The 10,831-nt window shown below is 70.3% G+C and carries 15 protein-coding genes; 1 reads left to right on the top strand and 14 read right to left on the bottom strand.

Annotation, left to right across the window (positions count from 1 at the left end):
• Positions 1-8: 8 nt before the first annotated feature.
• From BN977_RS30015 to BN977_RS29990, 6 genes are all read right to left on the bottom strand, one after another.
• A complete protein-coding gene (locus tag BN977_RS30015) occupies positions 9-236 on the bottom strand; it encodes a 4Fe-4S dicluster domain-containing protein (RefSeq protein WP_024452855.1) in 228 nt (75 codons plus the stop codon).
• 12 nt (positions 237-248) lie between these two features.
• On the bottom strand, positions 249-992 hold the full coding sequence (locus tag BN977_RS30010; RefSeq protein WP_024452856.1) for a GntR family transcriptional regulator: 744 nt from the start codon (positions 990-992) through the stop codon (positions 249-251).
• A gap of 179 nt (positions 993-1,171) precedes the next feature.
• Entirely contained in the window at positions 1,172-1,699 is a 528-nt protein-coding gene (locus BN977_RS30005) for a hypothetical protein (protein WP_024452857.1), read from the bottom strand.
• Positions 1,699-2,175, bottom strand: coding sequence for a transcription antitermination factor NusB (gene nusB, locus BN977_RS30000; protein WP_036403706.1), 477 nt, complete (start codon positions 2,173-2,175; stop codon positions 1,699-1,701). The genes BN977_RS30005 and nusB overlap by 1 nt, the downstream gene beginning before the upstream one ends.
• Before the next feature lie 2 nt (positions 2,176-2,177).
• Positions 2,178-2,741, bottom strand: coding sequence for an elongation factor P (gene efp / locus BN977_RS29995; protein WP_024452859.1), 564 nt, complete (start codon positions 2,739-2,741; stop codon positions 2,178-2,180).
• Positions 2,742-2,760: 19 nt separating this feature from the next.
• Positions 2,761-3,855 (bottom strand): aminopeptidase P family protein, encoded by a 1,095-nt coding sequence (locus BN977_RS29990; RefSeq protein WP_036403704.1) that lies wholly within the window; start codon positions 3,853-3,855, stop codon positions 2,761-2,763.
• Between the two features lie 33 nt (positions 3,856-3,888).
• Here BN977_RS29990 and BN977_RS29985 point away from each other — a divergent pair, with 33 nt between their 5' ends.
• A complete protein-coding gene (locus BN977_RS29985; RefSeq protein ID WP_024452861.1) occupies positions 3,889-4,392 on the top strand; it encodes a B-4DMT family transporter in 504 nt (167 codons plus the stop codon).
• A gap of 3 nt (positions 4,393-4,395) precedes the next feature.
• Here BN977_RS29985 and aroB read toward each other — a convergent pair whose 3' ends face one another.
• Genes aroB through ruvX form a run of 8 tightly spaced genes read right to left on the bottom strand, consistent with a single transcriptional unit; the run spans position 4,396 to position 10,827 of the window.
• A complete protein-coding gene (aroB, locus tag BN977_RS29980) occupies positions 4,396-5,475 on the bottom strand; it encodes a 3-dehydroquinate synthase (protein WP_036403702.1) in 1,080 nt (359 codons plus the stop codon).
• Positions 5,468-6,103: a shikimate kinase gene (locus BN977_RS29975; protein ID WP_024452863.1), complete on the bottom strand. Its 636-nt coding sequence runs from the start codon at positions 6,101-6,103 to the stop codon at positions 5,468-5,470. Before BN977_RS29975 ends, aroB begins: the two co-directional genes overlap by 8 nt.
• 3 nt (positions 6,104-6,106) lie before the next feature.
• Positions 6,107-7,312: a chorismate synthase gene (aroC, locus tag BN977_RS29970; protein WP_036404924.1), complete on the bottom strand. Its 1,206-nt coding sequence runs from the start codon at positions 7,310-7,312 to the stop codon at positions 6,107-6,109.
• A 5-nt stretch (positions 7,313-7,317) separates the two neighbouring features.
• A complete protein-coding gene (locus BN977_RS29965) occupies positions 7,318-7,851 on the bottom strand; it encodes a GNAT family N-acetyltransferase (protein ID WP_051562055.1) in 534 nt (177 codons plus the stop codon).
• Positions 7,852-7,867: 16 nt separating this feature from the next.
• Complete coding sequence (locus BN977_RS29960) at positions 7,868-8,299, bottom strand: prepilin peptidase (protein WP_036403700.1); 432 nt, start codon at positions 8,297-8,299, stop codon at positions 7,868-7,870.
• Between the two features lie 9 nt (positions 8,300-8,308).
• Positions 8,309-9,112 carry a shikimate dehydrogenase gene (locus BN977_RS29955; protein WP_036403698.1) on the bottom strand — a complete coding sequence of 268 codons (804 nt, stop codon included), beginning with the start codon at positions 9,110-9,112 and terminating at the stop codon, positions 8,309-8,311.
• A complete protein-coding gene (gene mltG / locus BN977_RS29950; protein WP_036403696.1) occupies positions 9,102-10,343 on the bottom strand; it encodes an endolytic transglycosylase MltG in 1,242 nt (413 codons plus the stop codon). The genes BN977_RS29955 and mltG overlap by 11 nt, the downstream gene beginning before the upstream one ends.
• Complete coding sequence (gene ruvX / locus BN977_RS29945; protein WP_036403694.1) at positions 10,336-10,827, bottom strand: Holliday junction resolvase RuvX; 492 nt, start codon at positions 10,825-10,827, stop codon at positions 10,336-10,338. Before ruvX ends, mltG begins: the two co-directional genes overlap by 8 nt.
• Positions 10,828-10,831 lie beyond the last annotated feature (4 nt).

Here is a 10,831-nt window from a genome sequence, read left to right as displayed (position 1 = left end):
GGGGGTCCTTAGCGGATGAGGTAGGGCATGTTGACGGTGACGGCGCCGGTGGGACAGCGGGCGGCGCACGGCCCGCAGTACCAACACTCGTCGACATGCATGTAGGCCTTGCCGTTGTCGGGGTTGATGGCCAACGAATCCATCGGGCAGATCTCCACGCACAGCGTGCAGCCCTCGATACACAGGGATTCGTCGATCGTCACCGGCACGTCGACACGGGTGTTCACCAAAGCCATTTCAGCTCCTGATCAGTTGCGGAAGAGGTTGCCGCGCATGGTGATCCGGTCACCACGCATGCGGATGTATTCGAGGTCCACCGGACGCCCGTCGCCCAGACTGGTGAGCCGCTCCAGCATCAGCAGGGCGGCACCGTCGGGCACCTGCAGGGTCGCCGCCGAATGCGGGTCGGCCGAGATGGCTTCCAGCGCAAGGCTTGCCGACCCCAACCGCTGCCCGCTGACCTGTTCGATGAGGGCGAACACGTCGTTCGTCTCCAACGGGTGTTCGACCACCAGGTCACCGATATCGGGTGCCAGATAGGTCAGGTCCAGGGACAGCGGCAGATCGCCCAGATAACGCAGCCGTTCGATGTAGACCACCCGCGTGCCGGGTTCCAGCTCGAGCTTGCGCGCCACCGTCGGCGGGGCGGCCATCCGCAGCACCGCACGCACCTCGTTGCGCACCTCGCCGTAGTCCTTGAAGGTCTCCTTCAGCCCGACCAGCGCGTCCAGGCCGTGGTCGTACTTGCGGACCGCGACGTGGGTGCCGACCTTGGTGCCGCGGTCGATGAGCCCCTCGGCCTTGAGTACCGCGAGTGCTTCCCGGACGGTGTTGCGCGACACCGAGAACTCCGTCGCCAGGTCGGTCTCGCTGGGTAAGCCGTCGGGGTAGCCACCGGCATGGATGTGGTGCCGCAGCACGTCCGCCACCACCCGCGCCTGGTCGGCGCGCGTGCGGCGGATCGGGGTGGGGTGTGGGTTGTCGGCTGCCACGCACTCACCGTAAGGGCGACTGGCGGTCCGTCCCGGCGGGCTGACCGGCCACGATGTCGGCGATGGCCGATTGCGCCGCCTGCCCGGCAGATGTACCTGCCACAAGAGGGAGGGTTCGTGCTATTGCGCCACCCGCTGCGCGGGCGCAGGCATTCAGATCGCGCTGAGCGGAAAGATCGCTACATCGATCGCGACAGCACCCTGCCGAATTGCAGCAGGCGTTCCATCTGCGCCAGCCCGCCGTTGCCGACGGACTTGGTGTAGCGGAACGACTCGCAGTACAGGTCGCTGTCGGTGGCCGAGGTCTTCCTGGACCGGGTCACCAGCTGGGTGTACATCCGCAGCCGGACCTCCGACAGCCGCCGGGTGCCGTCGTCGAGCACCTCGAACTGGGTGGACAGGATGTGGTCGGTGATGGTCGACAGCAGGATGGTGCGCACCGAGGACGCCAGCTGACGGCGGTCGTCGGCGTACTCGTCGTCGGCGCGCCACATGATCAGCCGCCTCCCGTCGGTGGCGACGACCTCCTGCCACAGCGCCGAACCCCAGGACTCCTCGGTCTCGCCGCGCGACATGATGAACGACGCGATACCGGGGAACTCGACGACCGACCTCAGCTGCTCCAGCGCGAGCTCGGGATCGCGCAGGTACACACCGGCGGCGTCCTTGACATTCATGTACGGCGCCCAGTCCTGAGGTGCGTTCATCAGGTCCCTTCCGAACCTCGCAGCGCCGCGGCGGCGGCCCGGATCTGGGGTGTCACCAGCATCACCTGGCCGAGCACGCCGTTGACGAACCCCGGCGACTCGTCGGTGGACAATTCCTTGGCCAGCTCGACGGCCTCGTCGACGGCGACGGGCTCGGGCACGTCGTCGGCGTGCAGCAACTCCCACACCGCCACCCGCAGGATCGCCCGGTCCACGGCGGGCAGCCGGTCCAGCGTCCAGCCCTGCAGGTGCGCGGAGATGAGCTCGTCGATATGCGCGGCATGCTCGGTGACCCCGCGCGCCACCGTCACCGTGTACGGGTTCAGCGCGGTGATGTCGGCCTGGGTGTGGGACAGCTTGTTGCGGCCGTCGGCCACCTCGGCGGCCGTGATGCTGCGGGCCTCGGCCTCGAACAGCAGGTCGACGGCGCGTTTGCGAGCCTGATGCCTGCCGCGGTCCCCGCGACGGTCAGCCATGGTTAAGCGTTCACCCGTCCCAGGTAGCTGCCGTCGCGCGAGTCGACCTTCAACTTGTCGCCGGTGTTGATGAACAGCGGGACCTGCAACTCGGCGCCGGTCTCCACGGTGGCGGGCTTGGTGCCGGCGCTGGAGCGGTCACCCTGCAGGCCGGGCTCGGTGTGCGTGACGACCAGTTCGACGGTGACCGGCAGTTCCAGGTACAGCGGTGCGCTCTCGTGGAACGCGATCTGCACCACCATGCCCTCCAGCAGGAAGTCGGCCAGCCGGCCGACGAGCGACTCCGGCAGCGGGTGCTGCTCGTAATCCTCGGAATCCATGAAGACGAAGTCCGAGCCGTCGCGGTACAGATAGGTGGCGTCGCGGCGGTCGACGGTGGCGGTCTCCACCTTCACCCCGGCGTTGAACGTCTTGTCGACCACCTTGCCGGTCAGCACGTTCTTGAGTTTGGTGCGCACGAAGGCGGGCCCCTTACCCGGCTTGACGTGCTGGAACTCGGTGATCTGCCACAACTGGCCCTCGATGTTGAGGACGAGTCCGTTCTTGAAGTCGGCGGTTGATGCCACGGTCTGTACAGCTCCTAGATCAGTTGATGACGACCAGTTCCTTGGGGAACCGGGTGAGCAACTCGGGTGTGGGTGCGTCCGCACTGCCCACGACCAGGGTGTCCTCGATCCGGACACCGCCCCGGCCGGGCAGGTAGACACCGGGCTCCACGGTCACCGCAGCGCCAGCAAGCAGTGTACCGACGGACGACGCGCTGATTCCCGGCGCTTCGTGGATCTGCAGTCCGACCCCGTGGCCCAACCCGTGGCCGAAGTTCTCGGCGTAGCCGGCATCGGCGATGACCTGCCGTGATGCGGCGTCGACGTCCTTGAGTCCGGCGCCGGGCGCCAGCGCGTCCCGGCCGGCCCGCTGCGCGGTGGCCACCAGGTCGTAGATCTCGCGCTGCCACGTCGCCAGCGGCGCCAGCACGAAGGTGCGCGTCATATCCGAGTGGTAGCCCGCCACCAACGCGCCGAAGTCGATCTTCACGAAATCACCCGGCGCCAGGACGGCGTCGGTCGGGCGGTGGTGCGGGATCGCCGAATTGGCGCCGGCGGCGACGATGGTCTCGAAGGACACCCCGTCGGCGTCGTGGTCGAGCATCAGCGACTCCAGCTCGCGGCCGACCTCTTTCTCGGTTCGCCCGGCCCGCAGCCCACCACCGTCGACCAGCTCGCGCAACGCTGCGTCGGCGGCCTCACAGGCCAGCCGCAGCATGGCGATCTCGCCGGCATCCTTGACTTCGCGCAACCCCTCGACCAGGCCGGGCGCCCGCACCAGGTCGACCCCCTCGGCCGCGCGCTGCAACCGGGTGTGGCCGTCGACGGTCACCACGTGACTCTCGAAACCGAGCCGGCGGATGCCGGCACCGGCGGCGCGGGCGGCCAGATGCGGGCCGCAGGCGCGCTCGATGACGAGCTCGGCGTCGGGGGCCTGCGCGGCGGCCTGGGTGACATAGCGGCCATCGGTGGCCAGGACCGGCGTGTCGTCGTCCGCCAGGATCAGCAGCGCGGCGTTCGACCCGGTGAAACCGGACAGGTAGCGCACGTTGACCAGGTCCGTTACCAGCATCGCGTCCAGATCGGCGGCGGCCAGCGCCGCTCTCAGCTTTACTCGGCGCGCAGATATCGTCACGACCGCTGACGGTACTCGCTACGCTGTGCCCTCATGAGCAAGTGGTTGCTGCGCGGACTCGTGTTCGCGGCGGTGGTGGTGGTCCTGCGATTGATCCAGGGTGCACTGGTCGACGCCTTCCCGACGAAGGCCGGCTGGATCAGCCCGGCGCTGGGCCTCTTCCTGGCCGTACCCGTGCTCGTGTGGGGCTACCTGGACGGCCGGGCGGATGCCACCGCCCAGTCCGACCCGGACCGGCGCGCCGACCTGGCGATGGTCTGGCTGCTGGCCGGCCTGGTCGCCGGCCTGCTCGGCGACCTGGTCACCTGGTTCATCGGGCTGGTCTACCCGGCGGTGTACACCGGCAACCTGATCAGTGAGCTGACCTCGTTCGCGGCGTTCACCGCGCTGCTGGTCTTCTTGGCCGGTGTCGTGGCGGTGACCATCGGCCGCTGGACGGTCGATCGCAAGGCGCCGCCGTACGAGCGGCGCCGCGAGGGTGACGAACGCGCCGACACGGACGTGTTCGCGGCCGTGCAGCCCGAGCGCGCCGAGTAGCGGTTACGGGTTCCCGACCACCGAATAGGCGGCGGCCAGCAGGCTCGGGTCCGGCCCTTCCAGCCGGCCCGGCTTGGCCAGACCGTCGAGCACGACGAACCGCAGGATGCCCGACCGGTTCTTCTTGTCCCCGGCCATGTATTCCAGCAGTTGCGGCAGCGCATCGGGGTCATAGCTGACCGGCAGCCCCAGCGCCGTCAGCACCCGGCGGTGCCGGTCGGCGGTGTCGTCATCGAGGCGACCGGCGAGGCGCCCCAGCTCGGCGGCGAAGATCAGCCCCACCGATACCGCGGCGCCGTGGCGCCACTTGTACCGCTCGCGGCGCTCGATCGCGTGCGCCAGCGTGTGCCCGTAGTTGAGGATCTCGCGCAGCGCCGACTCTTTCTCGTCGGCGGCGACCACCTCGGCCTTGACCGCGATCGCGCGCCGGATCAGTTCCGGCAGCACCGTCCCGGCCGGGTCGATGGCGGCCTCCGGGTCGGCCTCGATGAGGTCCAGGATGACGGGGTCGGCGATGAAGCCGGCCTTCACGATCTCGGCCATGCCGGCCACGATCTCGTTGCGCGGCAACGTCTGCAGGGTGGCCAGGTCCACCAGCACCGCCAGCGGCTGATGGAACGCGCCGACGAGGTTCTTGCCGGCATCGGTGTTGATGCCGGTCTTGCCGCCGACGGCCGCGTCGACCATGCCGAGCAGGGTGGTGGGCACGTGCACGATGTCCACGCCGCGCAGCCAGGTGGCCGCGGCGAAGCCGGCGACGTCGGTGGCCGCGCCGCCGCCCAGGCTGACCAGGGCGTCCTTGCGGCCCACCCCGATCCGGCCGAGCACCTCCCACAGGAAGCCGACGACGGGCAGCTCCTTACCGGCCTCCGCATCCGGGATCTCCACGCGGTGCGCGTCGATCCCCTTGTCCTGCAAGTGCTTCCGGATAGCCTCGGCGGTCTGGGTGAGCGTGGGCTGGTGCAGCACCGCCACCTTGTGCCTACCCTCCAGGACGCGGCCGAGGTCTTCGAGCAACCCGGTGCCGATGATGACCGGGTACGGGCGGTCGACCTGAACGTCCACCGTCACGGGTTCACTCATTGCGCGCCTCTGCTCGTCGGGCCAGCGCCGCCGGGGTGGGCGGCGCATCGGTGGTGGGGGCCGGGTTCAAGATGGTGGGCCGCCGCCACGGCGGGCGGCGCCGGCGCCGGGAACGGTGCCCCTGCCCGCAGCCGTCCAGCCGGGTGACGATGTGCCGGACGACGGCGCCCGGGTTACGCCGGTTGGTGTTGACCCGCATGGTGGCCACCTCGCGGTACAGCGGTACCCGCTGGGCCATCAGGGTGCGGTACCGCTCCGCCGGGTCGTCACCGGCCAGCAGCGGGCGCGCACTGCCGGTGGTACGCCGAATCCCTTCGGCGGCACTGATTTCCAGGTAGATGACGGTATGCCCGGCCAGCGCCTCGCGCACGGCCGGCGTGGTGATGGCACCGCCGCCGAGCGACACCACACCCTCGTGCTCGGCCAGCGCGGCGCGCACCACGTCGGCCTCGATCTGGCGGAACTGCTGTTCCCCGTCGGTGAAGATGTCGGCGATGCTGCGGCCGGTGGTCTCCACGATCATGGCGTCGGTGTCCAGCAACGGCACCTGCAGCGCCTTGGCCAGGCGCCGCCCGATCGTGGACTTACCGGATCCCGGCATCCCCACCAGTACAGCCTTGGGCGCCATGGGTTATCCCGAGGCCTGCTGGGCCGGTTCACGCTCCCGCACCGCGGCCAGGTAACTGTCGACGTTGGCCTTGGTCTCGGCCAGCGAGTCGCCGCCGAACTTCTCCAGCGCGGCCCGCGCCAGCACCAGCGCGACCATGGTCTCCACCACCACACCGGCGGCGGGCACGGCGCACACGTCGGAGCGCTGGTGGATGGCGACGGCCTCGTCCCCGGTGGCCATGTCGACGGTCGCCAGCGCACGCGGCACCGTGGAGATCGGTTTCATGGCCGCCCGCACCCGCAGCGGCTGACCGTTGGTCATCCCGCCTTCCAGGCCGCCGGCGCGATTGGTCGAGCGCAGCACGCCGTCGGGTCCGGGGTACATCTCGTCGTGGGCGACGCTGCCGCGCCGGCGCGCGGTCTCGAAACCGTCACCGATCTCGACACCCTTGATCGCCTGGATGCCCATCACCGCGGCGGCCAGTTGGCTGTCGAGTCGGTTGTCGCCGCTGGTGAACGAACCCAGCCCGATCGGCAGGCCGGTGACCACCACCTCGACCACACCGCCAAGGGTGTCGCCGTCCTTCTTGGCGGCCTCGATCTCGGTGATCATGGCCTGCTCGGCCTGCTCGTCGAAGGCGCGGACCGGGCTGGCGTCGATGCGGTCCAGATCCTGCGGCAGCGGGGCGGGACCGTCGTACGGCTTGGAGGCGCCGATCGAGATGACATGCGAGATGACCTCGACACCGAGGGCCTGGTGCAGGAAGGCGCGTGCCACGGTGCCGGCGGCCACGCGCGCGGCCGTCTCGCGGGCGCTGGCGCGCTCCAGCACCGGGCGGGCGTCGTCGAAGCCGTACTTGAGCATGCCGGCGTAGTCGGCGTGGCCGGGCCGCGGCCGGGTCAGGGGCGCGTTGCGGGCGGCGTCGCTGTCCAGCTGTTCGGCCGGCACCGGGTCGGCGGCCATCACCGTCTCCCACTTGGGCCACTCGGTGTTGCCGATCTCGATGGCGATGGGTCCGCCCAGGGTCACGCCGTGGCGCACCCCGGCCAGCACGGTGACCTGGTCCTTCTCGAATTTCATCCGGGCGCCGCGGCCGTAGCCGAGGCGGCGCCGCTGCAGCTGGGTGGCGATATCGTCGGAGGTGACGGACAACCCCGCAACCATGCCTTCGACCATTGCCACCAGGGCGCGGCCATGGGATTCACCAGCGGTAGTCCAACGCAACACGGGTGTCATTCTCCCATGCGGGCATCCGGCCGACCCAATCCGTCGACCGGTGCACTCCACTGCAGCAGCACGGTGTCGATCCAGCGCTGGTGTTTGTACCCCACGCGCTCCAGCCGTCCCGCGGTCCGGAACCCGAACCGCTGGTGCAGGCGCACCGAGGCCGGGTCTCCGGAATCGGCGATCACGGCGATGATCTCCCGCACCCCGGCCGTCTGGGCGGCGTCCAGCAATGCCCCCAACAGGCGTCCCCCGTGACCCTTACCGACGGCCCACGGCGCGATGTAGATGGAGTCCTCGACGGTGGCCCGGTAGGCCGGACGCGTCTTCCACGGCGCGCAGTAGGCGTAGCCGGCCACCGCACCGTCGTGTTCGGTCACCACGAACGGCAGTCCGGCGTCGGTGATCGCCGCGAATCGCCGGTGCCATTCGGCGGCGTCGGGCGCCTCGAGTTCGAACGTGGCGACGCTGGTGGTCACGTAGTGCGCGTAGATCGCGGCGATGGCGGGCAGATCCTCGGTGGTGGCGGCGCGCACGGACATGAGCCCACCGTAGGGCCTACACCAGGACCAGCGTCACGGCCGCGGCCGTCGCCGCACACATCGACGGCCCGTGCGGCACCGGGCCGTGCCGGCCCAGCACCAGGGCCGTCACGGCGTACACCCCGGTCAACAGCGGAGCACCGATCGCCGCCAGCGTCCACACGTCGGCACCGAAGGCCCCGGCCAGGCCACCCAGCCCGATCGCCAGTTTCACGTCACCGGCACCCAGGCCGGCCGGCGCCACCAGGTGCACCAGCAGATACGCCCCGGTCAGGGCGGCGGCCCCGGCCAGCGCGGGCCAGCCACGCCCGGCGAGCACCGCCGCGCCCAGCACCACGGCGGCACCGGGCAGCGTCAGCACATTGGGTAGCCGACGGTGCCGAATATCGAAGCCGCTCAACGCGATCAACCATGCCACCGCCAGGCACCCGGACAACAGCAGCGCCACTCTTCGAGGCTAAAGCCCGCCGAGTGCCTGCCTCATCACCTCTTTGGGGGCGGGCAGCCCGGTGAACTGCTCCACCTGGGCGAAGGCCTGGTTCAACAGCATGTGCAGGCCGCTGATCACCGCGCCGCCGGCCGCGGTCACCGCGGCGGCCAGCGGCGTGGGCCATGGGTCGTAGATCGCGTCCAGCAGCACGGGCACCCCGGCGACGGTCGGCGCGTACTCGGCGGCGACACCGGCGGGCAGGGTGCTGACCGCCACATCCGCGTCGACCGTGGTGCCGAGTGGCACCCAGCGCACCGCTACCCCGAGTGGTTCGGCCAGGGCGACCAACGGCGCCGCCTTCTCCGGGTTGCGGGCGACGACGGCGATCTCGCGCACGCCCAGCGTCGCCAGGCCGACCACCGCGGCCGGGGCGGTGCCCCCCGAACCGAGCACGGCGGCCCGCCGCGGGCCGTCGACATGCGCCACGAGGGCACCGACCACGCCGTCGATATCGGTGTTGTCGGCGCGCCAGCCGGTGTCCGTGCGCACCAGGGTGTTGGCCGAGCCGACCAGCGCGGCGCGGGCGGTGCGCTCGGTGGCGAACCGCAGGGCGGCGAACTTGCCCGGCATGGTCACCGAAAGACCCACCCACTGCGGGCCGAGGCCGCCGACCAGCCCGGGCAGTTGTTCGGCCGTGCACTCGATGCGCTCGTAGGTCCAGTCGGTCAGGCCGAGCGCGCGGTAGGCCGCCAGGTGCAGATCGGGCGAGCGAGAGTGGCTGATCGGTGAGCCCAGGACGGCAGCCTTCCGGCCGACCCCCCTACCTTGCACTATCCAGAACCCCGTTGTGCTTGGCCAGTTCGATATTCGCCAGATGTTGCTCGTAGTCGCGGGTGAACAGCGTGGTGCCCTGCAGGTCGATGGTGACGAAATACAGCCAGTCCCCCGGCGCCGGGTTCTCGGCCGCGGCCAGCGCCGGCTGGCCCGGCGAGCAGATCGGGGTGGCCGGAAGTCCTTCGGAGGCATAGGTATTCCACGGCGTCACCCGGGCCCGGTCGGCGTCGGTGGTCGCCACCTCCTGGCGGTCCAGCGAGTAGTTGACCGTCGAGTCGAACTCCAGCTTGCGGTGCTCGGCCAGCCGGTTGTAGATCACCCGGGCCACCTTGGCGAAGTCCTGCGGTTTGGCCTCGCGCTGCACCAGCGAGGCCACCACCAGAATCTGGTACGGCGTCAGGCGTGTCGTGGCGGCCGCGTCCAGCAGGCCGTTGGCCTCGTACTGCGCCGCGCTCGCCTTGATCAGGCTGCCCAGGATGTCCTGCGCCGAGCCCGACGGGTTGACGTTCCAACTGCCCGGGGCGATCAGCCCCTCCAGCCGGCGGTGATCGGCCCCCATCGCGGTGACCGGTGCGGTGGCCCAGGCCGGCACCGCCAACGCGGTCAGGTCGGCCGAGCCGGCAGCCTTCTTGAGATCCTCGGCGGGCACGCACCGGTGCTCCCCGTTGATGTCCACGCACGAGGCCTTCGAGATGAGCGTGAAAATACCGTCGGTCACCGCATTGGTCTTCACATCGGCGACGTCGTCGAGCTGGCGGCCCTCGGGGATGACCAGCTGTCCCACCCGGCTCTTCGGGTCGGCCAGCCGGGTCACCGCGCCCGACGCGGGGATCTCGGTGCGCAACTTGTAGAACCCGGGCTGGATCGCCGCGATGGCGTCGTTGCCCGTGGCCGCCTCGACGAACGCCTTCGCCGAGGACACCACGTTCTCTTGCTGCAGCGTCTGGCCGATCGCGGTGGTGGAATCCCCGCTGTGCACCTCGATCACCACATCGGCGGTGCCGTCACCGGCGAAGTCGTTGCCACCGAACATCCCGTGCCACAACCTGGAGCCGAGGAACACGACGCCCAGCACCACCACGACCAGGACGGCCACCGCCACCCCGCTGAAGAACCGCCTGCGGCGTTGCATGCGGCGTGCCCGGGCCCGCGCGGCCCGGCTCATCCGGCGCCGCGGCGGTCCGACCGCGACCGGTTCGTGACGGTCGGTACTCCAGTCTTCAGTCATCGGCAATCCCTTGCGCGGACCGGCGCTGGTCCAACCAGGTCTGCAGAATCGATACTGCCGCAACCTGATCGACCATGGTCCGCTGGTTCTTGGCTCGGACACCTGCATCCCGCAGTGCGCGTTGCGCGCTCACGGTGGTCAGCCGCTCATCGACGAGGCGCACCGGGATCGGCGCGATCCGCGCGGCCAGGGTATCGGCCAGCTCGACGGCGTCGTGCGCCGAGGTGCCGGCCCGGTCGGCGAGGGTGCGCGGCAACCCGACGACGACCTCGACGACCTCGTGTTCGGCGGCGAGCTTCACCAGCCTGCGCAGATGACGGCCGTCGCGCTCGCGACGAACCGTCTCCAGCGGCGTGGCCAGGATCCCGTCCGGATCGCAGCCGGCCACCCCGATACGCACCGTGCCGACGTCGATACCGAGCCTGCGGCCCCGGCCGGGATCGTCGGAACCCGGCCTGTCCGGCAGACGCTCGGTGTCGCCCACGCCC

Source organism: Mycolicibacterium cosmeticum, from assembly GCF_000613185.1.
Classification (GTDB): domain Bacteria; phylum Actinomycetota; class Actinomycetes; order Mycobacteriales; family Mycobacteriaceae; genus Mycobacterium; species Mycobacterium cosmeticum.
The sequence above is the reverse complement of the archived record's forward strand: the minus strand, read 5'-3'. Positions and strand labels throughout refer to the sequence as shown.